This is a genomic window from Streptomyces sp. NPDC053427 (assembly GCF_044544985.1).
GTDB lineage: Bacteria > Actinomycetota > Actinomycetes > Streptomycetales > Streptomycetaceae > Streptomyces.
Genome location: NZ_JBITYA010000011.1, coordinates 341531 through 367313 on the forward strand (window position 1 = coordinate 341531; position 25783 = coordinate 367313).

Genomic DNA, 25783 nt, shown 5'->3' on the forward strand with positions numbered 1-25783 from the left:
CCGTCGCGTCGCGGAGCTGACGGCGCTGACGGCGCCGGCGGAGGAGCCTCAGCCGCCCCGCCGCCCGTCCGTCGAGGGAGTGCTCCGGTCCGGGGCGCAGTGCGCGAAGTGGCGACGGACGCCGCGCACCGCGGCCGCGCTGCCGGCGCCCGCGAGTCCCGCGGCGGCGAGCACCAACAGGCCGGTCCGGTCGGCCGGTTGCCAGCGCAGTTGCGCCTGCCCGTTGACCACGAACCCGTCGAAGAACATCCAGCAGACGAGGACGATGACGGGCACCGGCCGGGGTCGCGCCAGCGCCGTCACCGCCAGGGTCAGCAGGGCGAAGACGCCCAGGGCGAGCGAGGCGTGGGTCTGCTCGCCGGTCAGCAGCAGGGCGGCCACCAGCAGCGCCGCGCCGACGGCGCCGACCGGGAGGGCGAGGTCGCGCGCGAGGCTGGGGACCGGCGGCGTCCGGGGTGCGGCACGCGGGCGGAGCAGCGGTACGCCGTACGGGATGCGGCGGGCCGACGGGACGATCGACGGTATCGGGTGCTGCGTGGCGGCCATCGCAAACCTCCTGCGTGCGGCCCTGTCGGACGGCCCCCTGACGCCAGGCTGCCGCCCGTGGCGGGCGCGCGGCAGGGCCCTTGACGCCACCGATACGGGCGGCGGGCGCTTCCTGATGCCACCCTGACGTGCCCCGCGCACCGCTCCGGTGCCGCTGCCCCGGCCGCCCCCGGCCACGGCGCCGGAGAGCGGCGGGCGATGCGCTGCTCTCCGGCGCCGTATCGGGCGGATCGGCCACGGGCCCTTACCGGGCCGCCGTCCGCGGATAGAACTCCCGCGGCCGCCCGCTCCCGTCCTTGAGCCGGCCCAGCAGGCTCGCCGGATATTCGATCAGCCAGTAGCTGGCCGCGGCCACGGGGACGGCCGCGAGCAGGACGATCACGATGGCCGGCAGAAAGCCGGACCGGCCGGTGGGCAGCAGGCCGGCGTCGTGCAGCACGAGCATGACCGGCTCGTGCCAGATGAACAGGCTGTAGCTGATCAGTCCGGCGGCGGCCGCCCAACGGGCCGTCAGCAGGCGGTTCCAGAAGGTGGGCCGGCGGATGTGGAGGGTGCCGAAGAGCAGCACGATCCACAGCACGGAGGCGAGCGGGTGGTAGAAGGTGAAGGCGGCGTTCTCCGGGGCGGAGAACAGGGAGAGGCCGTAGAGGCCGGCGAGGGCGAGGGCGCACAGGGGCAGCGCCGCGCGCGGGGCGAGCCGGCCCCGTGGGCCGAGGGCGACGGTCAGTACGGCCAGGCCCATGCCGGCCGCGAAGCCGCCGAACCGGGCCTGCGGGCCGAAGTAGACGGCCCAGTCGGTGTACGGAACGCCGACGACGTAGTGCGCGACGGCGATCCAGGCGAGCGGCGCGGCGTACAGCAGCACACAGCCGCCCGCGCACAGAGCCACCCGGGAGCCGCGGCGGCGCAGCGTCCGGCAGGCCCTTACGGCGAGGGGGCCGAGCGCGACGAGGACGACGTAGAACATCACCTCCAGGGACAGCGACCAGGTGGGGCCCAGGGTGTAGAAGATCCGCCGGCCGTCGAAGACATGGGTGAAGGTGAGGTGCTCGACCAGGTCCCGCCAGTTGCCCGGCAGGGTGGGGTTGCGACTGGCCCAGACGACCAGGACCGCCAGCAGGTACAGCGGCAGGATCCGGATCGCGCGCCGGAAGAGGAACACCTTGGCCGGGCGGACCGAACGGCCGTCGAGGGCGGCCCGCGCGTACGAGAGGGTCAGCAGGTACGCGGAGAGCACGAAGAAGAGGTCGATGACCTCGAAGGAGAAGGCGGCCCCGACGAAGGGGTTGTCGACGGGCGGGTGGCTGCCGTGGGCGTCGTAGCGGAAGTACTGCTGCCAGACGTGGAAGACGACCGTGCTGAGTGCGGCGAATCCGCGGAAGCCGTCGATGTCGCGGGCCCGGCTGCGGGCCGGGGCGCCCTCGGGCGGTTCGAGGGCCGGGACGGGCCCGGGGGTGAGCGTGGCGGTCGCTGTCATCGGCGGGCCACCGCCTTCGCCGCGGCCCGCGGGGTGACCCGCCACTGCCGGTCGCCCAGCGCCTCCTTCAGATGGGCCTGCCGGGCCACCATGTTCTTGAAGTGGCTGTAGAAGAAGGTCGAGACGACGAAGTACGACCAGAACCAGGCGCGGCGGTTGCGCAGTTCGGGGACGGCCAGGCGCCAGGCGAAGAGGGCCTGGACGGGGCCGGCCGCCAGGGTGAACAGCATCGCGAGGACGCACACCGGTACCGCCCAGTCGAGGCGGTCGAAGCCGCCGCTGCGCCAGGCCGAGTAGAGCAGGATGGGCAGGATCTGGAGCGTCAGCCAGGGCTGCACCTCGCGCCAGCCGAGCAGCACCAGCAGTCCCAGCTTCTGACGGGCCGTGAAGACCGGTGACCGCAGGCCCTGCCAGAGGTGTTTGAGCGAGACCTGGAGCCAGCCCTGGGCCCAGCGGGAGCGCTGGTTCCACAGGGACTTGAGGGTGGTGGGGGCCAGTTCGCGGGAGATGAGGGTGCGGTCGACGGCGAAGCGGGCGCCTCCTTTCAGGGCGCGGAGGGTGGAGTCGATGTCCTCGGTCAGCATCGAGCCGTGCATCCGGGTGCGCGCGAGCAGGTCCGTGCGCCAGAAGCCGTTGGAGCCGCCGAAGACGCCGAAGCCGTAGAGCCGGGTGCGGCCGGGGTGGCTGACCGCGTAGATCGCCTCGAACTCGACGGCCACCAGCCGGGCGACGCGGGAGCTGTCGCCGTTGCGGATGACGCAGTGGCCCTGGACGACGTCGTACCCGTTGGACAGCCAGTGCCAGGCGTCCTGGAAGGCGGTCGGCACGGGGTGGTGGTCGGCGTCGAAGATGCCGACGAACTCGCCGCGGATGCGGGTGACGGCGGCGTTGATGTTCTGCGCCTTGGAGGTGGAGCCGGCGACCGGGAGCAGCACCAGACGGGGGTCGCGGGCCGCCATCTCGCGGAGGGTGTCCTCCACGGGCAGCGGGTGCGGGGTGTTGTACGCGAGGACGATCTCGAGCTCGCCCGGGTAGTCGAGGCGGAGGAACGACTCGACGGTGTCGACGAGGGTCGCGGCCTCATTGGGGAGGTACGCGGCGATGACGGCGCTGGCGGGCGGGTACGGCGCGCCGGGCCGTTCGGGACGGTCGGTGGAGTCGAGCGCATAGAGGCACTCGAGAACGATGAGCAGGGCGGAGAGGACGAGTCCGGCCACCACCACCCAGTACATCGCCGAGCCGAGGTCCCAGCCCAGTTGGTAGGTCTGCCGGTAGAGCACGAACGGGACGCCGACGCCGAGCAGCAGCGCCAGGACCGGGGAGAGCGAGGCGAGCGCGGGGCGGATCAGGGAGCCGAGCGGGCGGCGCCGGTGGCGGTGCGGGGCGGGGCGCATCCAGGGGGCGTAGCGGACCGGGCGCAGGTCCCGGTGGCGCAGCGCCTCGACCGCCGCGTCGCGGGCCTTTTCCAGGGCCTGGGTGCCGGCGTCGCACTCGGTCAGCGGGAGCCAGCCGACCGCCGGGGTGAGGCGGACGTTCTCGTCGGCCACGATGAAGCGGGTGCCGGCCACGGTGGTGGCGAACTTCTGCAGGCCCTGACGGGCCGTCTCCTCGTCGACGCCGGGCAGCAGCATCAGCAGCAGGCCGTCGTCGTGCCGGCCGAGCCGGTCGCAGAAGCTGCCCAGCCGCTCCGCCACGCCGGCCAGCCGCTCGGCGACCTCGCGGCGTACCCGGGGACCGAGCCGGGCTTCCAGGGCGCTCAACTCCGCGACGGCGACGACGGCGAGGACGCCGCCTTGCCGGCCGGCCGCGGGCCGCTGGAGTTCCCGGTCGAGTTCGTCCAGGAAGTGCGGGTGGGAGTAGAGGCCGGTGCGCGGGTCCTGGAGGAGCTGCTCGACCGGGACGGGGACGCGGCGCAGTTTCGCCTCGATCCGGGCGGAGAGTTCGACCGGGTCGGAGGCCTCGGGTATGCAGTCGTCGGCCCCCTGGCGCAGCATGTCGACGACGCCGGCGGGCTCGCGGCCGGCGGTGATCATCAGGAGCGGCAGCGCCTGTCCTGCGGGGACGGTACGGACCTCGCGGATGACCTCGAGTCCGGGGCGGTGGGCGGGCTGTGCACCCCCGTCGCCCCCGTCCGCCGGTTCGTGCCGTTCGTCGAGGGCGACGATGACGTCGGGGGGTGCCTGACCGACGCGGCGGTTGACCTCGCCGGGCGGGGCGTGGCTGACGTCGTGTCCGGTGGCGCGCAGGCTCCGGGTGAGCCGCTCCCGTCGTGGCCCCGGCGTGCCGACGACCAGCACATGGCCGGCGGGTCGGGGTGCGGCCTCGGGGCCGGCGGCGGTGGAGTCACGGGGGTACGTGGTGCCGTCGGTGTCGCCGAGCAGGGCCGTGGGTGAGCCCTGGGGTCCTGTGGGGTGCGAAGTGAGCACCTGGTGGGGTCCTTTCTTGCAACGAGGCATGCCGAAGCCGGTCCGGGCGCCCGGAGGAGGGCGGTTCGGACCGGGGCGGCACGGGGCGCGAGGGCGTCGATGACGCCGGCCGGGCCGCGGCCGTGGCGTGCCGCCGGGGGATGTGGGGAATCACCCGGCGGTCAGCGAGGGGCGCGCGGGGGCGCGGGCGTCATGAGGGGAGAGCGCGGGGCAGCGTCGTCAGGCCTGCCAGATGCATGACAAGCAGGGCTTTCGCGAGCGCCGTCAGCGGCTGTCTCTCCGTGGATCGGCCTGTCTCGTCAGGACGCACGGCTGTCGAGCCGGGGAATGCGCGAGCGCATTCCAGCAGTGATCGCATATGAAGGGTCCCATCCTGATCGGATTGTGGGGGAGGACCGGATGTCGGTGGTGCACCGAAGGCTCCCGCTCGGCGGGCCCGTCGGCAACGCCAGCCTCGACGATCACTGTGACGCCGCACCTTCATCCACGTAACGCTCTTATTACGTCCCGTCGTCTTACCGGTCTCGATGAGCGCTACCGTCCGGTACGCACCAGTGCATCGGCTATACACGGTAAGGAAGTTGATGAGCGATATCGGACGATAAGGCGCAACTCATCCCCCACTCTCCGCAAGCACCCCGGCACCTTCAGAGCGAAAGAGCACTGTAGGTTCGTACTTCTGGACCATCTGTTAATCTGCCCGCCCCTGGATGTTCCTCCATCTCCCGCCCCCCAAGCACCCCTCCGCCCACGGGTGCAGCGAGGTGTCCCGCACGTGTACAGCACACCGTTTTCCCCCTCCGAAGCCCGTGCCGCGCGGGCCCGGGTGGGCCTGACCACCGCTCAGGTCGCCCAGTCCATGACGGCGTGCGGCGCGCCGGCCCGCCCCGAGCTGATCGAGGCCTGGGAGTACGGCTCCCAAGTACCGACGGAGCCGCAGCTCTTCGCGCTGGCCGACGTCCTGTGGTGCGCGCCGACGGTCCTGATGGGCCTCGAGCCCCGGACCCTGGCCGAGCACCGGATGGCCCGGCAGCTGAGCGTGGAGCGGCTGGCGCAGCTGATCGGCATGGACCCGCACGCCTACCGGCAGGCGGAGGCCGAGCAGCGCTGGACCGGCGACTACCGGCAGACCAAGGCGCTGGTGGACGCCCTGGGTCTGTCGCTGCGGAAGCTGATCGGGGTGATGGGGCGGATCGACGACCTGGCCGGGCATCTGCGCGCCGCCATCGACGGACGCTGGAAGACGCATGTCTCTCCGATCATGGAGATCACCACGCTGAACAAGACCCGGGTGAGCGATGCGCTGCGCACGATGCATGCGGAGTTCGCGGAGTTCGCCGAGCGCTACATGGGGCATGTGGTGGCCCGTAACGACGACGCCCGGCTCAAGGAGGTGGCGGCCGAGCGCTCGGCGTATCTGCGGCGGCTCGTCGACCACTTCTGGGAGCTGATCGGCGAGGCCGGTGAGGCGCCGCCGTTCAACTCGGTGTCGCACTGAACCCGGCGTGCCGGGTGCGGCGATGACGCACTGAAGGCGCCGGACGCGGGCGGCCGTGCGGCCCGCGTCCGGCGGCGTGGCTCAGCGTGCGGGGAATCCCATGGGCGGTCCCTGCGGATCCGCCGGCTCGCCGTCCCCGTCGGACTCGACGTCGTCCCAGTCGATCTCCATCGACTTGCGGCCGGTGAAGACGTTGAAGAACAGGTTGAGCACGATGGCGGTCAGGCCGCCCAGCGTGATCCCGCTGTCGAGGATCGCCTTCACATCGTCCGGCATCCGGTCGAAGAACGGCGCGACCGCGGACGGCAGCAGTCCGGCACCGAGGCTGACGGCCAGGATCAGGGCGTTGCGCTCCTCGCGCAGATCGACCTTGCCCAGGATCTGGATGCCGACCGTGGCGACCATGCCGAACATCGAGATGGCCGCGCCGCCGAGCACGGGGTGCGGGATCACGGCGACCACGCTGCCGACCTTGGGCAGCAGCCCCAGAGCGATCATGAAGACACCCGCGGCGACCACCACGAAGCGGCTCATCACCCGCGACATCCGCACCAGGCCGATGTTCTCGGCAAATGCCACGTACGGAAAGGAGTTGAGCACCCCGCCGAGAACGGTGGCGACACCGTCCGCGCGCAGGGCATTGGCGACGGTGGTGTTGTCGACCCTTTTGCGGGTGATCTCCCCGATCGCGTACACGTCTCCGGTGGTTTCCACCATCGTGATCAGCATGACGACGACCATGGCGATGATCGGGAACAGCTCGAACTTCGGCAATCCGTAATGGAACGGGGTGCTGACGCCGAACCATTCGGCATTCCCCACCGCACTGAAGTCGACATCGCCGAAGCACCAGGCGACCCCGGTGCCGCCGATCAGGCCGAGCAGCACGGCCAGGCTGCTCAGGTACGGCTTTCCGAGGCGGACCACGGCGAGAATGAACAGCAGGGTGCCCAGGGCGTAGGCGAGGTTCTTGCCCGAGCCGTATTCGGGGTGCCCGATCAACTGCGCACCGCCGGCCGCGTCCTGGAGCCCCTGGGGTATCAGGGTGAGACCGATAATGGTGAGGATCGTGCCGATGACGACCGGCGGGAAATACTTCACCAGCTTGCTGAAGAACGGCGCGAACAGGAATGTCGCGATACCCGCGGTGATGACCGCGCCGTAGACGACGAGCAGTCCGGCGACGCCGCCGCCCGCACCCGTGCCGATGGCGATCATCGGGGAAACCGCGGTGAAGGTGACGCCCTGTACGAGCGGCAGCTTGGCGCCGATCTTCCAGACGCCGAAGGCCTGGATGATGGAGGCGATACCGCAGGTCAGCAGGTCCGCATTGATCAGGTAGACGAGTTCCTCGTGGCTCAGACCCAGGGCATTGCCGACGAGAATGGGGACGATGACGGCCGCGGCATAGAAGGCGAGGACGTGCTGAAAACCGTAGAGCGTGAGTTTGCCGACGGGGAGCACCTCGTCGACGGGGTGCGTCCTCTGGCCGGAGAACTGCGGGGAGGATTGTCGGGAGGATCGTGCCATCTCTGCCTTGCCTTCACGAGGTAGGTGAATAAGAAGGGAACCGGCTCCGGCATGTCCGGTGGCATGACGGGACCGGCTGGGTCCTACAAAGCCGACGTTGAGCGGTGTTGCCGACACCACGTAGCCCTGCGCTGCGCATTGTGTCCCGGTTCGACAGGACTTCCTTCGATCGGCCGGGCAAATTCCGTTATTTCCATGGAATTTGCAGGTGGGGCCAATCGGAGCGCTCACCTTAGTTGACCTGGGGCATTCCTCGCGAGTAACCGGCGGTCACCACCGTCGGCGTACGGGACGGGCGCGTGGATGGGCCGTGCGCGCGCCGGGCGCACACCTGGCTAGCTCGCATGGGGGAGCCTAGCGAAGTGCCAGGTCAGGCATGGAACACAGGGGCGCGTGGGCCGCTCCCGGAAGGGCTGGAGCGCGGCGTCCGCCCGTGCCCGCACATCCACGCAACGAAGTGAGGCATTCCCTCCATGACCGTCACGTTCCAGGACTATCTGCCGCTGAAGCAGCAGGGCGACCCCGTCGCCGACGAGGTCGTCAAGGAGCTGCTCGACGCGAACCGGATCGACAGCGTCAATGAGCTGTTCAAGAAGATCTCCACCGCCGACCAGTCGCCGCCCGCCGAATGCCCGCCCGAGCTGCGGGACTACTTCGAGTCCACCAAGCGGATGCCGGACTGGGTCGAGCCGTCCCGCCTGAAGCACACCGCGGAATTCTTCCGGCACCACAAGGCGGAGGCCGCGGCCCTCCAGGCCACCGCCGGGCTGGTGGGCACGTATCTGTCCCCGGTCGGCGCCAAGACCCTGCATTCCACGCATGAACTCGACCAGCCGCACCGCCGACTGTCGCAGTCCACCCGGCTGTTCATGGGTATGGCGGACGAGGACGCCTTCACCGAGCACTCCAAGCTCATCCCCACCTGCCAGAAGGTGCGCCTGGTCCACTCCGCGATCCGCGTGCTGCACGAGCGCTCGGGGACGTGGGACCACGCGAACGACGGCACGCCGGTCTCGCAGTTCTACACCGGCGGCGCGGCACTGGTCTTCTCCGCCGGAATCCTGGACGCCTTCGAGCGCATCGGCATCAAGAACATCAGCGAGCGCGAGGCGGACGGCTTCTGCTACGCCTGGGCGATCATCGCCCACTTCCTGGGCGTGCCCGACGAGGTGCTGCCCGAGAGCGCCCGGCACGCCCATGAGCTCTGGGACGCCGGCCGCGACACCGAGTGGGCCGGCAGCGACGAGGGCATCATCCTGACCGCCGAGTGCATCACGCTCTACCAGTCGTACGTACCGCCCGGCATGAAGGACGCGGTGCCCGCCTTCCTGCGGCTGGCGCTGTCCGACAAGTACGCGGACATGGTCAATGTCCCGCGCTCCGCCTACGACTTCGGCGCCAACGCCGTCTCCGTGGCGACCTCGCTGTTCTCCAGCAGCCCGGCCGGCGACAACCTCGTCGTCAGGCCCGTGCTCGGCGAGCTGAGCAAGGCCGTCGAGGCCATCGCCCGCAAGGCCTTCACCGAGGGCCAGGAGACCGAGCCGGCGATGACCGACCGCATCGACAAGAAGTAGCGTGACCTGCGGCTTTATAGGGTGGGACGGTCCTCGCGAACAGGCGGGGACCGTCCCCTCGCCGTAAAATCCAGTTATGGCCAAGCGCCCGGATGCCACCGCGCCGGAACTCGTTGTCGAGGCCGGCGGCGGCACGGTGATGATGGATCCGCACCGGACCTACCACGTGGGCCGCGACCCCGCCGGCGAAGTCGTCCTGAACGACGCGCGGGTCTCCTGGCACCACGCGGTGCTGCGGACCACCGACGGCCACTGGATGGTCGAGGACGAGCACAGCACCAACGGCACCTACGCGGACGGGCGGCGGGTGGAGCACTGCGACGTCGGGCCGGGAAGCGTGATCCGGTTCGGCAATCCCGCCGACGGGCCGAGCGCGGTGCTGCGCGGGGTGCCGCGGCCCACCACGGCCTCCCGGCGGCCCTCCGCCGTCTCGCATCCCGCCGGCACCCACACCTTCCGCCGGCCCAGTTCCGTACGGCCGCTGCCCGCCGCCGCCAGAACCACCCGGATCGGCCGCGCGCCCGGCAACGACCTGGTGGTCGACGATCTCGCCGTCTCCCGGCGGCACGCGGAGCTGCGCGCCGGACCCGACGGCTACGAAATCGTCGACCTGGGCAGCCACAACGGCACCTACCTCAACGGCCAGCCGGTCACCCGCGCCATGGTCGTCCCCGGCGACATCATCGGCATCGGCCACTCCGCGTTCGCGCTCGTCGGCGAGGAACTGCAGGAGTTCGTCGACACCGGTGAGGTCTCGCTGGACGTCCAGGACCTGGCCGTCCGGGTCGACAAGGGGCGCAGGACACTGCTGGACCACGTTTCCTTCCCCGTCGGTGAGAAGTCGCTGGTCGCGGTGGTCGGGCCCAGCGGGGCGGGCAAGTCGACGCTGCTCAACGCGCTGACCGGACTGCGGCCCGCGGACGACGGCTCGGTCCTCTACGACGGCCGGGACCTCTACCGCGACTACGCCGAGCTGCGCCAGCGCATCGGACTCGTCCCGCAGGACGACATCCTGCACTCCCAGCTCACCGTGCGCCGGGCCCTCGGCTACGCCGCCAGGCTGCGCTTCCCGGAGGACACCGCGAAGGCCGAGCGGCTGGCCCGGGTCGACGAGGTCATCCATGAACTCGGCCTGGACCAGCGGGCCGACCAGCCGATCCACAGCCTCTCCGGCGGCCAGCGCAAGCGGGTGAGCGTCGCCCTCGAGCTGCTGACCAAGCCGTCGCTGCTCTTCCTCGACGAGCCGACCTCCGGGCTCGACCCCGGTATGGACCGCTCGGTGATGCATATGCTGCGCGGCCTGGCCGACGACGGCCGTACCGTCATCGTCGTCACGCACAGCGTGCTGAGCCTGGATGTCTGCGACCGGCTGCTGGTCCTCGCACCGGGCGGGAAGATCGCGTACTACGGACCGCCGGCCGAGGCGCTGCCGTTCTTCGGGTTCACGCAGTGGCCGGAGGCGTTCGAGGCCTTCGAGGCGGACACCGCACGGGACTGGGCGGGGCAGTACCGCGCCTCGACGCCGTACCGGCACTACATCTCTTCCGACTCCCGGCAGCCGCCGCACGCGCCCGAGGCCCCGCGGGGTTCGGTGGCCGCGCACAAGGCGCAGAGCTGGGGCAGCCAACTGCGCACGCTGGTACGGCGGTATGCGGCGGTGCTGAGCGCCGACCGCACGTTCCTGATCATCATGGTCGCGCTGCCGTTCGTGATGGGCGCGCTGGCGCATGCCTTGGCCGGCAGCAGCTTCACCCGGGAATCGGCGCTCAACGGGCTGCTGATCCTGTGCGTCGGCGCGGTGCTGACCGGCGCCGCCAATGCCGTCCGCGAGCTGGTCAAGGAACGGACGATCTATCAGCGGGAGAGAGCCGTCGGCCTGTCCCGCTCGGCGTATCTGATGTCCAAGGTGCTGGTGCTGGGCGCCGTCACGGTCGTACAGGCCGTGGTGCTGACCCTGGTGGGACTGTTCGGCGTCCGGCTCAATGCGCCCGGAGGCAAGGGGGTGTTGATGCCGCCCCTTGTCGAAATCATCCTCGCCGTGGCGCTGTTGGCGTTCACGGCGATGATGCTCGGCCTCTTCGTGTCCGCGCTGGTGCGCAAGGAGGAGGTCACCATGCCGCTGCTGGTCCTCCTCGCGATCGTGCAGGTCGTGCTCTGCGGCGCGCTGCTGAAACTGCACGGGGTGCCGGGACTGGAGCAGGTGGCCTGGCTGGTGCCGTCCCGGTGGGCGCTCGGCGCGATGGGGGGCACCGTCGATCTGCACCGGCTGCTGCCGACACCCATCACCGCCGATCCGCTGTTCCAGCACCGGCCGGGGATCTGGCTGCTCAACATGGGCATGCTGATCGTGCTCTCCCTCGTCCTGGGGTTCCTGGTCACCAAGCTGCTGCGGCGGCGTGAGCCCGAGATCATGCGCAAGTAGCGTCGAGGAGCCGCCTGTGACCGCGCCCGCATTCCTGCCCAGCCATATCGTCCCGCCGGACGGCATGGCGACCTGGTCCGCGCCGGACGCCACCCGGCCGACGGTGCCGCTCGACCCGTTGCTTCCCGTCCAGGTCGTCGAGCGGCGGGGGGACTGGGCGCTGGCACTGTGCTCCAACGGCTGGTCGGCCTGGGTCGACGGCCGGCTGCTGCTGCCGATCCCGCACCGTCCGCCCGCCGCCGGGCAGCCGCCCGCCCGGACCGCGGACCCCCGGCCGCTGCTGGGCGCGGTCGAGAGCGAGCTCGGCCGCTATCGGCGGCTGGTCGAGGAACTGGCCGCGGGGCGGCTGGACGGCGAGTCGTTCGGACAGCGGACCCGGGGCATGCGGGTGGGGGTGGTCGTGGACGGCGAGGCGGTGTGGCTGTACGACGCGCGGCACGAGCGGTGGTGCTACTGCGACGGGGTGTCGTTGGCGACGTATGCGGTGGCGGCGGGGCCTTCGGTACGGAGCGGGGAAGAGGACGCACCGGACCCTCCGGGCTCCCCGGACTCCCAGGACCCCCCGGCCGGGGCGTACGAGGCGTCGCCGGTGGACGGCGGGGCGGCTAACGGCCCACCGCCCGCCCCCACCCGCCTGGGTGACTTCCGGTGAGCGCCGGAGTGCCGGAGCCCGACGACCGCTCCCCCGCCGCCGGCTCCTCCGGGCTGCGCGGCCGCCGGATCGCCGGGTACCAGCTGCGGGAGGAGATCGGCCGGGGCGGTATGGCGGTCGTCTACAAGGCGGAGGACCTGCGGCTCGGCCGCATGGTCGCGGTGAAGCTGCTGGCGCCCGAGCTGGCCCGTAACGACACCTTCCGGCAGCGCTTCGTCCATGAGTCGCGGGTGGCCGCGGCCATCGACCATCCGCACATCGTGCCGGTCTTCGAGGCCGGGGAGACCGAGGGCGTGCTGTTCATCGCCATGCGGTACGTCGAGGGACGGGACCTGCAGGCGCTGCTCGCCCGCGAGGGGCCGCTGTCCTTGGCGGTCGCCTGCCGGATCGCCCTCCAGGTGGCCTCCGCGCTGGACGCCGCCCATGACCACGACCTCGTCCACCGGGACGTCAAACCGGGCAACATCCTGATCGCCGAGGGCACCGACAGCGACCGCCCCGAGCACGCGTATCTGACGGACTTCGGGCTGACGAAGAAGTCGCTGTCGCTGACCGGCTTCACCAGCGTCGGGCAGTTCGTCGGCACGCTGGACTATGTGGCGCCCGAGCAGATCTCGGGGCGCCCGGTGGACGGCCGCTGCGATGTCTACAGCCTGGCCTGTGTGCTGTTCGAGATGCTGACCGGGGCGCCGCCGTTCCGCCGCGACGACGACATGGCGCTGCTGTGGGCGCATCAGTACGACCCGCCGCCGGCCCTGACCGAACGGCGCCCGGACCTGCCGCCGGCCGTCGACGCGGTGTTCGCCCGGTCGCTGGCGAAGTCTCCGGAGGAGCGGTACGACACCTGCCGGGGCTTCGTGGCGGCGCTGCGCACGGCGGGGCGGGGCGCCCCGGCGGGGCGGCCCGAGGCGCACCCCCCGACGAGAGTGGACGCGGACGCCGTGCGCTCGGGCCCGGGCGCTCCCCCACCACCGCCGAGCTGGGCCACGCCGGTGTTTCCGGGTACCTAGGACTGTCCGGTGACCGGGCCGGTGCGGTCCGTCTTCCGGGGTGCGGGCCGGTGCCGGTTCAGCTGACCGAGACCCCGGTCAGGCCGGGGGCGCGTGCTCCGGCGCCTCTCCCGGATGCCGGACCCGCCGCGCCAGCAGGCCGCCGATGTACCCGGTGACCAGCCCCCATGCGGCGCCCGCCGCCACCAGGCGCAGCAGTTGCGGCTGCAGGGTGACCTCGCCGCCCAGGTTGCCGCCGAGGTCGCCGACGCCGATCAGGGAGAGCCCGTAGTGGGCGAGGATCCGGGTGATCAGTCCGACGAGGAGCAGGGTGACGGCGAGCGCCACGGCCAGCTCCACCGCCTGCCGCCAGGCGGGCGTGCCGGCCGGGGAGCGGACCGCCGCGGCGAAGGCGGCGCCAAGCAGGACCACGGCCGCCACCGCCACCAGCAGCCAGACGCGGCCGTCGTGCTCGCCGAGGGACGCCAGGTCGACGGTGCGTGCCCCGTGCCGGGTGCGCAGGACGTCGTCGAGCAGCTGTGGCACGGGCAGCCCGATGGCCTTGTCGACGTGGCCGGTCCAGGCGCCGCCGGTGCCGATGCCCAGCGCCATCCAGGCCAGGTTCGGCAGCCCCAGGAAGAGCACGGCGAGGGTCTCGGCCGGATGGCCCTTGACGATCAGCACGATCACGCCGGTGATCAGCCCGATCGCCGCATAGGCGAGCAGTACCAGCAGCATCGCGAAGGCGGGCGGCCGTACGGAGTTCTGCAGATGCAGCAGCGGGGAGGAGAGCGGAGCCCGGCGGGAGACGAGGAAGGTGAGCGCGAGCAGCGCCAGCACCCACAGCAGCCCGAAGCCGAGGGTGGCGGGCACATCGGCGCGGAAGCCGACGGTGGGGGTCGCGCCCAGCTCCGCGCCGATCTCGTCGGCGAGGTCGTTGCCCACGGAGATCGTGAAGCTGTGGCGCGCGACCAGGGCGAGGACCAGCAGGAACAGCAGCCAGAAGGCGGCCGTACGGGCGACCCGGGCGAGCAGTTCGTGTCCGGTGGCCACCGCGCGGTGCCGTAGCGGGCGCAGGAAGACGGCGGCGGTCACCAGCGCGCCGGCCAGCGTCACCGACAGGGGTACGGCATCGAGGGCGGCGTCCGCCTGCGCGATCACCCCGGCGTCGCCCGTCAGCTCGACCGAACCGCCCGCCGCGGCGACGACGGTGGCGGCCACGACGTGCGGGAACGCGCCGCCGGGCAGGTCCCCGGCACCCGCGGCCCACAGTCCGAGCGAGGCGACCACGTACATGGTGACGACGCCCGCCGCGGCGGCGGCCAGGGCTTCCCACCAGACACGGAGGGGACCACTGCTTGCGGGGCCTCGCAGCTGGCTCACGCTGCCTCCTGCCGGACGGCGGACCGAGGGGGAATCTCCCCCACCGTAAGCACGCGCAGGCCACCCCGCTTGCGGACGACACCGGCCACCGGCACACAATTGCACGAACATTGACGAACTCGGGCAAAACTCCGGGTGGCGCTCGCTTCGCCGGATGGCCCACACGCGCCGGAAGAGGGACCCGTGACATCTCAGCCGCCGCCTGACAGCCACCCGACCGGACCGCCGTCGGGTCCGCTTTCCGGCCCCTCGCCGGACCCGTCGCCGGGCCCCCCGTCAGGCCCCTCGTCCGAGCGGCCGACGCGGCCGGGCGGGCCGCCGACGGAGCCGGACCGGCCGCGCGGACCCGGCGACGGGGGCCCGGGTGACGGAGGGTCCGGTGGCGGCGGAGGCCGGGGCGGCGGAGGCGGAGGCGGAGGCGGAGGCGGTGGGACGGTCGGCCGGCCGGGCGGCGGTACGCCCTGGTGGCGCTCCACGCCCCGGGTCGCGATCGTCGCGGCCGCCGTCGTGGCGGCCGTCGCGCTGACCGTCGTCCTGACCCGCCCGAGCGGCAACGGCGCGGGCGAGGTGTTCCTCCAGCCGGCCGCCGCGGCGGGTCCCGACCCCTTCACCAAGTCGACGGCGAAGCAGTCCTCCCCGCCGCCGACACCGACACCGAGCGCGTCCTCCGCCACGCCCTCCGGCGCACCTCCCGGCACCGCGGGCGGCACACCCACGTACCAGGGCTCGGATCCCGGCCTGTACGGCGGCAGCCGGAACACCACCAGCTGCGACGTCGAGCAGCAGATCCGGTTCCTGAAGAGCGACCAGGCCAAGGCCAGGGCGTTCGCCGACACGACGGGTATCGACGTCGGCGCCGTCCCGTCCTTCCTGCGTTCGCTGACGCCCGTACAGCTGCGCAGGGACACCCGCGTCACCAACCACGGCTTCAAGGACGGCAAGGCCACCGGCTTCCAGTCGGTGCTGCAGGCCGGCACCGCCGTCCTCGTCGACTCCCGCGGCATGCCGCGGGTGCGCTGCGCCTGCGGCAATCCTCTCCAGCGGCCGGTGCCGCTCAGCAGCCGGGCGAGGACGGCCGGTACGGCGTGGCCCGGATACCGCGCCTCGAACACGGTGGCCGTGCAGCCCGCCACCACCGAGGTGAGGTCCTTCGTCCTCTACGACCCGGAAACCGGCCAGTACTTCCGGCGCCCCGAGGGCGGCGACGGCAACACCGACAGGTGGACGCCGCCCCCGACCGCATCCCCCTCCGGCACCCCGTCCTCCGGGACCCCCACCACCCCCGGGACCTCGCCCTCGTCGTCGTCCTCGGCCTCGTCGTCCGAGCCCCCCTCCACCGGCAACGAGACCGCCACCACCCCGCCGGAAACCGGGACCGGGACCGGGGCCGGCACCGGGGGCCCGACCGCGCAGTCGCCCGGCGTCGCCTCCCCGCCCCCGCCGGCGTCCACGGGCGGCGAGACGGGGCAGGTCAGCCCGTGAGCCCCGGTCGCCGACCCCGGGGACCACGAGACCGAACCGTGTCATAAATCTCCGATCCCCCAGACAACCTCCGAAGCAGACAAAGCCTCTGTATGTGCGGCGGGTTCCCCGCCGTCAGCTGTCTGCTCTGGAGGTCCCTCGTGCACGCCGCACCTCGCCGCCATCCCGTCCGGTTCCTGCCCGCCCTGATAGCGACGGCCACCCTGCTGAGCGCTTGCGGGACGAGCGGCGCCGCGGGCTCGTCGAAGGCGGACGAGCCCACGACCAAGGTGACCGTCACCCCTGCCGCGGGCAGCAAGTCGGTCAAGCTGGGCTCGGCCATATCCATACGGGCCGACGGCGGCAAGCTCACCTCGGTCGAGGTCAAGGACGACCAGGGCACCAAGGTCGACGGGCGGCTCTCCGCCGGAGGCGCCGCGTGGGCGTCGGACGGCAAGGTCCGGCCCAAGACCACCTACACCGTGAAGACCCGAGCGAAGTCGACGGGCGGCAAGGAATCCGCCGCCACCTCGGTCTTCACCACGGAAGCGGCCGACAAGGTCAACAAGCTCACGAACACCCCCGGCGGCGGGCAGACCGTCGGCACCGGAATGCCGGTCTCGATCCTCTTCGACAACCCGGTGGCCAAGGACCGGCAGGCCGGGATCGAAAAGGCGCTGACGGTCACCACCACGCCTCATGTCGAGGGCGCCTGGGGCTGGGTGAAGGACTACTCCGGCAAGGACCGGATCGACTGGCGGCCCAAGGACTACTGGCCTTCGGGCACCAAGGTCTCCGTCAAGGGCGCGCTGGCCGGGATCGATTCCGGCGACAACGGCGGCTGGTTCGCCCGGGACTACAACTTCGGCTTCCGCATAGGCGCCGACCACAAGGCCGTCATCGATGTGCCCTCGCACACCCTGACCATGTACGAGAACGGCAAGAAGGTCGACAGCGTCGTCGGCTCCGCGGGCTCCCCGCAGGACCCCACCCGTGGCGGCGTGCACACCGTACGCAGCAAGAACGCGGCCGAGACCATGGACTCCTCCACCATCGGCCACGGCAACGAATGGATGCTGGACTCGAAGTGGGTCACCCACCTCACCGCCTCGGGTACGTTCCTGCACTCCGCGCCCTGGAACAACAAGCTCGGCGTGGCCAACACCAGCCACGGCTGCTTCGGGATGTCCACCGGCGACGCCAAGAAGGTCTACGACTTCCTGACGATCGGCTCCACGGTCGAGGTGAACGGAACCAGCAACCCCAACAAGACCGACGTCGGCAACGGCCTCGAGGTCTGGCAGGAGAGCTGGCAGCAGTGGCAGCAGCGCAGCGCCCTGAAGTGACGGACGTCCGGGCCGTCGCCCGCGGTCGCTGCACGGGCCGCGGGCGCGGCCGCCGGGCGCAAGCGGTGTGAGACCACGGCGCCGCGGGCCCCCGCGGCGCTCAGCCACGGACGACCAGGCGGCCCTTCATGTACGGATGGATGGTGCAGAAGTACGGGTAGCTCCCGGCCTTGGCGGGTGCGGTGAAGGTGGCGCTCGTTCCGGGTTCGATGTCGCCGGTGTCGAAGAGTTTGTCGCCGGTGGCCGTCAGCGTGTGCGTCGCGGAGTCCTTGTCGGTCACCGTGATCTTCACCCCCGGGCGCACGGTCAGGACGGCGGGGACGAAGGTGAAGTCCTTGGCGGTGATGCGGATCCGGCCGCCGGCGGACGGTGCGCCCGAGGGCGAGTGCGCCGTCGTGGCGGCCGGTGAGCCGCCGGTGGTCTGGGAGCAGGCGGGGAGGGCCGCCGCGATGCCGAGGGCCGCGGCGGCCACGGCGCGGCGGGGCCGGCGGCGATGCGGGAACGGCATGGTCTCTCCGTAGGGGTCGGGGCGGGCCACCCGCCCCACCCACTAGACCGCAGCCCCCGCCGCCCGGCCATCGGCGCGCGGCGTTCGGCGTACTCCCCGCAGGCCCGCGGCCTGCCATGGAGGCGCGCCGGGGGCCGGTACGCGCGGTACCGGCCCCCGGCGCTCGGCCGGCGGTTCAGCCGGTGATGATCGCCGGGTCGCTCACGCCCGGCCGCCCGTTCTCGACGTGCCCGGCGAACCGGCGCAGGAACGAGGCGTCCCCGTCCGCGACCACGGACACGTCGTACCAGCGCTTGCCGGCCCGCAGGTCCACGGTGTGCTTGACGGTGGCACCGGCGCGCACGGTGAAGGTCTCGCTCGCGCCGCCGTAGGCGTTGGTGACCGTCAGGTGGCTGTCGGCGGTGCCCGGGTTCGTCATGGTCAGCGCGAGGTTTCCGGTGGTCGCGTCGTGGCGGGCGGTGACCTCGGGGCCGGCGGTCTTGCCGGGGCCCTTGAAGACGCGCAGGAAGCCGTTGGGACCGTGGACCGTCAGGTCGTAGGAGTCCTTGGAGTACTTGGTGTTCCAGGCGTCGGAGATCTTCTTGCCGGCCTCCGTGGTGTAGGTCCACGGGCCGTCGCCGCGGTTCCCGGAGGTGACCGTGAAGCACGCACCGGCCGCGTCGCCGCCGCTGAAGGTGAGCGCGTACTTGCCGTCCGACGGCGCGGCGGCGCCGTCCACCAGCGGGGCGTACCGCAGCGGGCGGGTGGGCCGGGAGCCCGCCTCCTGCTTGGGCAGTACGGGGTTGGCGGGCGGCTTGGGGACGTAGCTGTCGTGGCGGTTCTTGTCCGGCGGCTCGTAGCCGTCGGTGTCCGGCAGCGCGGCGGGCTTGGTGTTCTCGAGGCCGAAGTCGAAGGCGGCGGTCAGGTCGCCGCAGATGGCGCGCCGCCAGGGCGAGATGTTGGGCTCGTGGACGCCGAAGCGCTGTTCCATGAAGCGGATGATCGAGGTGTGGTCGAGGACCTCGGAACAGACGAAGCCGCCGGTGCTCCAGGGGGAGACCACGAGCATCGGGACGCGCTGGCCGAGGCCGTAGGGGCCGGCCGAGTAGGAGGCGCTGCCGGAGAAGTGGTCGAGGCTGCTGTCCACGGTGGACAGGCCCTGGTTGGCGTCGGCCGGCGGGAACGGCGGCAGGACGTGGTCGAAGTAGCCGTCGTTCTCGTCGTAGGTGATGAACAGGGCGGTCTTGCTCCACACCTCGGGGTTGGAGGTGAGCGCGTCCAGAACCTGCGAGACGTACCAGGCTCCGTAGTTGGCGGGCCAGTTGGGGTGCTCGGAGAACGCCTCGGGGGCGGCGATCCAGGAGATCTGGGGGAGCTTGTCGGCCTTCACATCGGCCTTGAGGCGGTCGAAGTAGCCGTCGCCCTGCTTGGCGTTGGTGCCGGTGCGGGCCTTGTCGTAGAGCGGGTCGCCGGGCTTGGCGTTGCGGTACTGGTTGAAGAAGAGCAGGGAGTTGTCGCCGTAGTTGCCGCGGTAGGCGTCGTCGATCCAGCCCCACTTGCCGGCCGCGTCCAGGCCGTCGCCGATGTCCTGGTAGAGCTTCCAGGAGATTCCGGCCTTCTCCAGCCGCTCCGGGTACGTCGTCCAGCCGTACCCGGCTTCCTCGTTGCCCAGGACCGGGCCGCCGCCGGAGCCGTCGTTGCCGACGTGGCCGGAGAACATGTAGTAGCGGTTGGGGTCGGTCGCCCCGATGATCGAGCAGTGGTACGAGTCGCAGATGGTGAAGGCGTCCGCGAGCGCGTAGTGGAACGGGATGTCCTTACGCGTCAGGTAGGCCATCGTGCCGGTGCCCTTGGCGGGGATCCAGCTGTCGTACTTGCCGTCGTTCCAGGCCTTGTGGCCGCCGGCCCAGTCGTGGTTGAGGCCCTCGATGAACTGCATGCCCAGGTTCTCGGCGTCCGGGTGGTAGGGCAGGACGTCCTGGCCGCCGTTCGGCTGGTGCCAGACCGACTTGCCGCCGGCCAGCGTGAGCGGGCGCGGGTCGCCGAACCCGCGGACGCCCTTCATGGAGCCGAAGTAGTGGTCGAAGGAACGGTTTTCCTGCATCAGGACGACGATGTGCTCGATGTCCTTGATGGAGCCGGAGCGCCGCTTGGCCGGGATGGCCGCGGCGCGGGCGATGCTGCTCGACAGGGCGGCGGCGCCCGCGCTGGCGCCGGCTATCTGGAGGAAGCGGCGCCGGTTGAGTTCAGCCATGAGTGCGAGAACCTCTCGGTGTGTGGGGGAATGTGCGGAACGGGGGATCGCGCTGTGCGGACGGGTGAAGGGCCGTAAGGAATCAGGGCTCAGCAGAGTGTTCCAAGAGGAACCAGCGTCAGGGAAGCGGGGGTGTCCCTCACGCGACACCTCGCGGTACGCACGACGAACTCCCTGCTCGGGGCCGTGACACGACGACGCGCGCGGATATTTCGGGCACGGGGGAGGTAAGGGAGCAAGACGGCGGCCGTCCCCCTGCGCCCAGGGGGACGGCCGCCGGCCCGCTCAGGCCATGGCCGCCGCCGGCCTGCCGACCGGTCCGAGTCGGCCGGTGCGGTGCAGGCCGTAGAGCGCGGCGCTGCACGCCAGGCCCAGCGCCGCCAGGACGAGCCAGGGCAGGGCGGGCAGCCCGGCCGCGCGGGAGGCGTCCAGGGCGGCCCCGGTGAGGAGGTTGCCCAAGGTGATGCCGATGCCGCAGATGGTGTTGTAGAGCCCGTAGTGGGTGGCGACCAGGCGGTCGCCGCAGAGCCGCACGATGGTGTCCATCTCGAACGGGTAGGTGATCATCGTGCCGAGGGCGAGCAGCAGCGCGGCGAGCGCCGGCGGCAGTGCCGCCAGCGCCCAGCGGCCGATGCCCGCCTCCGGGACCGGCAGCGCACCGGCCGCCAGGAGCGGCACGAACGCCAGACCCATCGTCAGCAGCCCCCAGGCGAGGGCGCGGCCGGGCACCAGCCGCGCCTTGCACCAGGCCGTCACCCGCGTCTGCGCGACGATGGTGCTCAGCCCCGACACGGCGAACAGCATCGCCACCGCGGCCGTACCGAACTCCCCGTCGCCACCGAGCCGCTTCACCTCCAGCGGCAGCGCCAGATAGACCTGGAAGGACAGCACATACGAGCCGATCATGGCGCCGGAAAAGAGCAGGAACGGCCGGTTGGCCAGGATCCGCCGCCACTGGGAGAGCACGCCCTCGCGCCGCCCGGCCCCGTCCGCGCCGCCCTGGGCACCGTCGCCGCCGCGGGCGGGCAGCGCGCGGATCTGCACGATGCTCAGCAGCGCGAAGATCCCGGCCGAGACCAGGCAGGTGACCCGGAAGTCCAGCCCGGTCAGGACCATGCCCACCAGCGGGCCGAGCAGAATGCCCGCCTGGTAGAAGACGTTGAACAGCGCGAAGGCCTCCAGCCTGCGCTCCCCCGCCTCCGCGGCGAGATACGCCCGCACCGCCGGATTGAACAGCGCCCCGGCCAGCCCGGTGGCCGCGGACGCCGCCAGCAGCGCGGGCAGCGAGTCCACCAGTCCCAGCGTGGCGAACCCCGCCGTCCGCAGCACACACCCGGCCACGATCAGCGGCTTGTACCCCAGCCGGTCGGCCAGAGTGCCGCCGATCAGGAACATGCCCTGCTGGCTGAAGTTACGGACGCCGAGCACCAGCCCGACCAGCCACCCGGCCAGCCCCAGCGTCCCGGACAGATGCGCGGCCAGGTAGGGCATCAGCATGTAGAAGCCGAGATTGATGGTGAACTGATTGACCATCAGCAACTGGACGCTGCGCTCGTACGAACGCACCTGCGCGAGCGTGCCCTTCACCGGCCCGCCCCCTCGGAAGCCGTCTCCCGCAGGGTGAGCGGATCGACGACACTGGCGCACCGGCTCCAGGCGGTGACCTCCTTCTGGTCCAGGCGCCGCACCGTCTCCGGCCCGTCCGCCGGCGGGGCATCGAGCAGTCCGTGGGCGGCGCAGTACTCGTCGTCGTACACCGTCTCCAGATAGCGCTGCGGCCCGTCCGGGAAGACCGCCGCGATACGCGTCCCGGCCGGTTCGGTACGGCTGAGCCAGCCCGCCACCAGCGCGACCGCCCCGACGCTCCAGCCGCCGGTGGCGTAGTGCGAGGCCGCCAGCCGGCGGCAGGTCCACACCGCTTCGCCCGGCGCGACCCAGTGCACCTCGCTGAACTGTTCATAGGCGACATTGCGCGGATAGATGCTGGACCCCAGTCCGCGCATCAGCCGGGGGCGGGCGGGCTGCCCGAAGATGGTCGAGCCGATGGTGTCGACCCCGACGAGCCGCAGTTCCGGATAGAGCTGGCGCAGCACCCGCGACACCCCCGCGGAGTGTCCGCCGGTGCCCACGCTGCACACCAGCATGTCGATATGGCCGAGCTGGGAGGCGAGTTCGAGGGCCAGCGGCAGATAGGCGGAGGTGTTGTCCGGGTTGTTGTACTGGTCCGGGCACCACGCGCCGGGGTGCTCGGACAGCAGCCGGGCCACCCGGTCGCGGCGCGCCTGCTGCCAGCCGCCGCTGGGGTGCGGCTCCGGGACGAGTTCGACCCCGGCCCCGTACGCGGTCAGCAGCCGGGTCATCGAGGGTTCCAGGCCGGGGTCGGTGACCAGGGTGACGGGATGCCCGTACACCATCCCGGCGAGCGCCAGGCCCAGCCCGAGGGTCCCGCTGGTGGATTCGATGATGCGCCCGCCGGGCCGCAACTCGCCGCGGGCGCGGGCGCGTTCGACCATGTGCAGGGCGGGGCGGTCCTTGATGCCGCCGGGATTGCGGCCCTCCAGCTTCGCCCAGAAGCCGCGGCCGGGCGGGGTGAGCGGCTCGGAGATGTGCAGGACGGGGGTGTTGCCGACGAGGCCGGGCATGCCGGAGTCCGCACGGGCGGGCCGGACTCGCGTGGGGTCGGGGGTGACGGGGACGGTGGGCAGGGTGGGAAGAGAGTGCATGAGTCGCTCTCGTTGGTTGTGCAGGGACAGGGACGCTCCTGACGCGCACCGGGCCGCTGGGCACGGCGCGCGGCGGCCGGTCCGAAGAGCCGGCCGCGGGGCGGCTCCTATATCCGGCACCTGCACAGGACGGCGAGCGTCCGGCGCCCGCCGCGCGCCGGTCCGCACCGCGCGGCTCCGCTCCCCATGGCCGGATGCCGCACGGTCACGGCCGCCGCCACGGCCGCGGCGAGACCCGCCACCGGGGCGCCGCCCCCGTCCCCGGCGGCCGCCCGCCCCTGCGGGATCCGGCCGGCCGCCCCGTGCCCGCACTCGGCATGCGGACCGTCCGATTCCGGGGCCTCCGCCACCGGCGCATGGCGCGCCGAGGGCACCGCTGTGGCGCCCGCCGGATGCCGGTGGCCCGCGCCGCCCGCGCCGGAGCACGGCAGCGCGGTCAGCAACAGCGCACCGAGGAGCAGCAGTACGGCGACCGGCCACCGCGTGCGGGGGAACGGGAAGCGGAACGGTACGGGGCGGGGGAAGGTGCGGGGGCGAAGCGACACGGGTCCTCCATGGCGCGACCTCCGCCTCGTCCGCGAACGACAACGGAACGCGGAACGGCGGGATCGGCGCGAGCAGCGGAAGCGAGGAGCGGCGGAGTCGGACGCGGGCCGGAATCGGCCGGAAATCTAGACCTGCCGAACGACGGAGCCCGTAGCGCTGCGCAACGGAGGCAGGGCCGATGCCTCACCGGCCGCCCCGGACCGGGCCCACCGCGGCGCAGGCACCGGAGCTGCGGCCACCGTCGCGGCGCAGGGAAGGGCCAGCCCGACGCCCTGCTGCGGCTGCCCCGAGACACACAGCTCGGAGGAGTGCGCGTGGGAGGGGTCCCCGGGAAGGCCGCCGCCGAAGCCGTGAACGCCCTCGTCGCCGCCGTGGCCCTCGCGGCCTTCGTCAACTGCCGTGCGCTGCACGGACGATGAGGGCGTGTCCGCCTCGAGTTCGACGGCGTCCGAGACGGCGGGCGCAAGGACGACAGCGGGCACGGCGGGCACCACGGATGCGACGGGTACCACGGATGCGGCGGGCACGACCGACGTGGCGGGCACCGCGGAAGCGGCGGGCACGGCGCTCGCCAGATGCCCCTCCGCGCTCTCCGCCCGCGCGCCATGCGCGACGGTCACGCAGAACAGCAGCATCAGGGCCGGCCACAGCAACCGGAACGGGACCGCTGAACCACGGTCCCGCACGCTGCGAAGGGGCGACCACGCCGTTGCCATGCCGCGATCGTAACCTCCCGCGCCGGACACCCGGCGTCAGGCCAGAGAAATGACCGGAGTCGGCCGTACCTTGACGTCCGGCACGCTGCGCAGCGGCACCCGGCCCGTCAACCGGGTCACGCGGGCCGACCCCACCCGCCGGGTGAACCAGATGACCTTGCCCGTGGGCGTCCCGCAGCTGCCCCAGCTGTCACTCAGCGCCGCGATCGCCGAGAGCCCGCCGCGGCCCACCCGGCGCACCGGTGGCAGCCGCGGTCCGTCGTCGGCAACGGAAGCCGTCAGTTGCCGGCCGGCCCAGCGCAGTTCGACCACGCACCGGGCGTCGGTGCCGATATGGCGGTGCACGTTGGTCACGAGCTCCGTCACTCCCCGGCACACCGGCGGGATATGCGGTTCGAGCTGCCAGTACCGCAGGTGCGCGGCCACGATGCGCCGGATCTGCGGGACGCGTTCGGCCGAGGCCTGCAGTTCGACCGCGTAGTGACGGTCGCCGGGCAGCATCATCATCGTGGCTCCTCACCGCGAGGCTCATCTGCGTCACCTCGTTGGACCATCGCCCCCGAACGAGCGGCGAACGCGCGCGGGCATCGATGGTGACGAACTGTCACATACGGGTCAGTGACATGGTGAATCGTCGGCAGGGGGCCCGCAACGGCTCTTGCTGCGATCGGGCGGCGTCAACGGGTCTCCAGCCGCAGCTGGACCTCCTGCTCCTGGTCCCCCGCGGCCGTACCGACGATCCGTACCGCGAACGCATGGGTCAGGCATTCGCGCAGCCGGGCCACGGCCCAGTAGCCGCCCTGGAGATCGACCGTCACCGGCGCGGTCAGCGGCCGCGGCGCGGCCTCGGCCCGCAGTTCGCTCACATCGATGGTCACGGTCCACACCGTCGCGCCGGCTCCGGCCACCTCCGTGGGCACGTCGTCCGCGGCCCGGTCGGACGCGAAGGATTCGCGCAAGGCGCTGAAGACCGCATGCGCGTCCTGCGTCGCACAGCCGACGATCTCCACCACGACCTCGTCCGAGTGTTGCGGGTGTTCCGTGTGTGACGTCTGTTCCGCGCTGTTCACTGTCGGGGCCTTCCTCTGGGAGCCGAACGCTTCCAGGCTCGCCCCATGGCCCACGGTGTGCGACCGGAGACTCGAACGAGTGGTTTAAATGGGCGCAACTTCCCCACACACCCCCAGAGCATTACCGTAAGTAATCAGCGAGTGCGCATCGTGACCACGCGACCGCCCATCGACGGCAGGCGAGAAGAAGGCAGGCGGAGGAGGCAGCGCATGAGGACACATCGAGGAAGAGGAAGGGGAGGAGGGAGCGGGAGGGAGGGGGGAGGGAGGAAGGAAATTCAGACGGGCTGCGTCAGATTGACCGCGTTGCCGTCCGGGTCCTGGATATGCGCGACGCGCTGACCCCAGGGCATGTCGTTCGGCGGGCCCAGCACCTTCCCACCGAGGGGCTCGACCCGCTCCAGGAGACCGTCCACGTCGTCGACGGTGACGCTGAGCAGGATCCTGGTCGGAGTGCCGGTCTCCACCTCCGCGTCGGCCACAATGCCCAGCTCGGCGTTGCCCAGCCGCAGCGAGACGAAGAAGGTCGGCCCCTCGTCGGGCACGCGGGTGACCTCCTCGGCGCCGAGGAGGCCGGCATAGAAGGCCTGGAGCCGGGCGAGGTCGGGGGTGACGATCACCGGCTGGATGGCGGCGGGTGCGGTCGGCGTGGTGGCGGACATCGGGGCCTCCTGGGGCATGCA

Annotated in this window: 21 protein-coding genes; 7 read left to right on the top strand and 14 right to left on the bottom strand. The window is 71.9% G+C overall.

Translation table 11 applies throughout. The features are described from left to right. Positions 1 to 48 precede the first annotated feature (48 nt). From ACIGWZ_RS29805 to ACIGWZ_RS29815, 3 genes are all read right to left on the bottom strand, one after another. Positions 49 to 546 carry a hypothetical protein gene (locus tag ACIGWZ_RS29805; RefSeq protein ID WP_400069798.1) on the bottom strand — a complete coding sequence of 166 codons (498 nt, stop codon included), beginning with the start codon at positions 544 to 546 and terminating at the stop codon, positions 49 to 51. Between the two features lie 244 nt (positions 547 to 790). Next, positions 791 to 2023, bottom strand: a complete 1233-nt coding sequence (locus tag ACIGWZ_RS29810; protein ID WP_400069799.1) for an acyltransferase family protein — start codon at positions 2021 to 2023, stop codon at positions 791 to 793. Beyond that, complete coding sequence (locus ACIGWZ_RS29815; RefSeq protein ID WP_400069800.1) at positions 2020 to 4449, bottom strand: glycosyltransferase; 2430 nt, start codon at positions 4447 to 4449, stop codon at positions 2020 to 2022. The genes ACIGWZ_RS29810 and ACIGWZ_RS29815 overlap by 4 nt, the downstream gene beginning before the upstream one ends. Positions 4450 to 5224: 775 nt before the next feature. Between ACIGWZ_RS29815 and ACIGWZ_RS29820 the strand changes: the two genes are divergently transcribed. Then, complete coding sequence (locus ACIGWZ_RS29820) at positions 5225 to 5947, top strand: transcriptional regulator (RefSeq protein WP_400069801.1); 723 nt, start codon at positions 5225 to 5227, stop codon at positions 5945 to 5947. A gap of 81 nt (positions 5948 to 6028) precedes the next feature. On the opposite strand, the gene ACIGWZ_RS29825 is transcribed toward ACIGWZ_RS29820, so the two are convergent. Further along, on the bottom strand, positions 6029 to 7477 hold the full coding sequence (locus tag ACIGWZ_RS29825; protein ID WP_400069802.1) for a nucleobase:cation symporter-2 family protein: 1449 nt from the start codon (positions 7475 to 7477) through the stop codon (positions 6029 to 6031). A gap of 473 nt (positions 7478 to 7950) precedes the next feature. Here ACIGWZ_RS29825 and ACIGWZ_RS29830 point away from each other — a divergent pair, with 473 nt between their 5' ends. From ACIGWZ_RS29830 to ACIGWZ_RS29845, 4 genes are all read left to right on the top strand, one after another. Next, entirely contained in the window at positions 7951 to 9051 is a 1101-nt protein-coding gene (locus tag ACIGWZ_RS29830) for an oxygenase MpaB family protein (protein WP_400069803.1), read from the top strand. Between the two features lie 76 nt (positions 9052 to 9127). After that, positions 9128 to 11473, top strand: a complete 2346-nt coding sequence (locus ACIGWZ_RS29835; RefSeq protein ID WP_400069804.1) for an FHA domain-containing protein — start codon at positions 9128 to 9130, stop codon at positions 11471 to 11473. A 16-nt stretch (positions 11474 to 11489) separates the two neighbouring features. Beyond that, on the top strand, positions 11490 to 12125 hold the full coding sequence (locus tag ACIGWZ_RS29840; protein ID WP_400069805.1) for a hypothetical protein: 636 nt from the start codon (positions 11490 to 11492) through the stop codon (positions 12123 to 12125). Next, positions 12122 to 13135 (top strand): serine/threonine-protein kinase, encoded by a 1014-nt coding sequence (locus ACIGWZ_RS29845; RefSeq protein WP_400069806.1) that lies wholly within the window; start codon positions 12122 to 12124, stop codon positions 13133 to 13135. Before ACIGWZ_RS29840 ends, ACIGWZ_RS29845 begins: the two co-directional genes overlap by 4 nt. A gap of 78 nt (positions 13136 to 13213) precedes the next feature. On the opposite strand, the gene ACIGWZ_RS29850 is transcribed toward ACIGWZ_RS29845, so the two are convergent. After that, positions 13214 to 14497: a streptophobe family protein gene (locus tag ACIGWZ_RS29850; RefSeq protein WP_400069807.1), complete on the bottom strand. Its 1284-nt coding sequence runs from the start codon at positions 14495 to 14497 to the stop codon at positions 13214 to 13216. A gap of 507 nt (positions 14498 to 15004) precedes the next feature. On the opposite strand from ACIGWZ_RS29850, the gene ACIGWZ_RS29855 reads away from it, so the two are divergent. Together ACIGWZ_RS29855 and ACIGWZ_RS29860 are read left to right on the top strand one after the other, a co-directional pair. Then, a complete protein-coding gene (locus tag ACIGWZ_RS29855) occupies positions 15005 to 15979 on the top strand; it encodes a DUF6777 domain-containing protein (RefSeq protein WP_400069808.1) in 975 nt (324 codons plus the stop codon). Positions 15980 to 16119: 140 nt separating this feature from the next. Beyond that, complete coding sequence (locus ACIGWZ_RS29860; protein ID WP_400069809.1) at positions 16120 to 17304, top strand: Ig-like domain-containing protein; 1185 nt, start codon at positions 16120 to 16122, stop codon at positions 17302 to 17304. 100 nt (positions 17305 to 17404) lie between these two features. Here the strand turns inward: ACIGWZ_RS29860 and ACIGWZ_RS29865 are convergent, their stop codons facing one another. From ACIGWZ_RS29865 to ACIGWZ_RS29905, 9 genes are all read right to left on the bottom strand, one after another. Next, a complete protein-coding gene (locus ACIGWZ_RS29865; RefSeq protein ID WP_400069810.1) occupies positions 17405 to 17812 on the bottom strand; it encodes a cupredoxin domain-containing protein in 408 nt (135 codons plus the stop codon). A 175-nt stretch (positions 17813 to 17987) separates the two neighbouring features. Beyond that, positions 17988 to 20045: a phosphocholine-specific phospholipase C gene (locus ACIGWZ_RS29870; RefSeq protein WP_400069811.1), complete on the bottom strand. Its 2058-nt coding sequence runs from the start codon at positions 20043 to 20045 to the stop codon at positions 17988 to 17990. Between the two features lie 285 nt (positions 20046 to 20330). Beyond that, positions 20331 to 21632: an MFS transporter gene (locus tag ACIGWZ_RS29875; RefSeq protein ID WP_400069812.1), complete on the bottom strand. Its 1302-nt coding sequence runs from the start codon at positions 21630 to 21632 to the stop codon at positions 20331 to 20333. Continuing rightward, positions 21629 to 22768, bottom strand: a complete 1140-nt coding sequence (locus ACIGWZ_RS29880) for a PLP-dependent cysteine synthase family protein (RefSeq protein ID WP_400069813.1) — start codon at positions 22766 to 22768, stop codon at positions 21629 to 21631. Before ACIGWZ_RS29880 ends, ACIGWZ_RS29875 begins: the two co-directional genes overlap by 4 nt. Positions 22769 to 22875: 107 nt before the next feature. Further along, the gene (locus tag ACIGWZ_RS29885) at positions 22876 to 23313 is read right to left on the bottom strand and encodes a hypothetical protein (RefSeq protein WP_400069814.1); all 438 of its coding nucleotides are present in this window, start codon (positions 23311 to 23313) and stop codon (positions 22876 to 22878) included. Positions 23314 to 23439: 126 nt separating this feature from the next. Next, the gene (locus ACIGWZ_RS29890; protein ID WP_400069815.1) at positions 23440 to 24030 is read right to left on the bottom strand and encodes a hypothetical protein; all 591 of its coding nucleotides are present in this window, start codon (positions 24028 to 24030) and stop codon (positions 23440 to 23442) included. A gap of 36 nt (positions 24031 to 24066) precedes the next feature. Then, entirely contained in the window at positions 24067 to 24534 is a 468-nt protein-coding gene (locus tag ACIGWZ_RS29895; RefSeq protein ID WP_400069854.1) for an ATP-binding protein, read from the bottom strand. A gap of 173 nt (positions 24535 to 24707) precedes the next feature. Then, positions 24708 to 25100 carry a hypothetical protein gene (locus ACIGWZ_RS29900; protein WP_400069816.1) on the bottom strand — a complete coding sequence of 131 codons (393 nt, stop codon included), beginning with the start codon at positions 25098 to 25100 and terminating at the stop codon, positions 24708 to 24710. 278 nt (positions 25101 to 25378) lie between these two features. Further along, entirely contained in the window at positions 25379 to 25762 is a 384-nt protein-coding gene (locus ACIGWZ_RS29905; protein ID WP_400069817.1) for a VOC family protein, read from the bottom strand. Between the last annotated feature and the right edge of the window lie 21 nt (positions 25763 to 25783).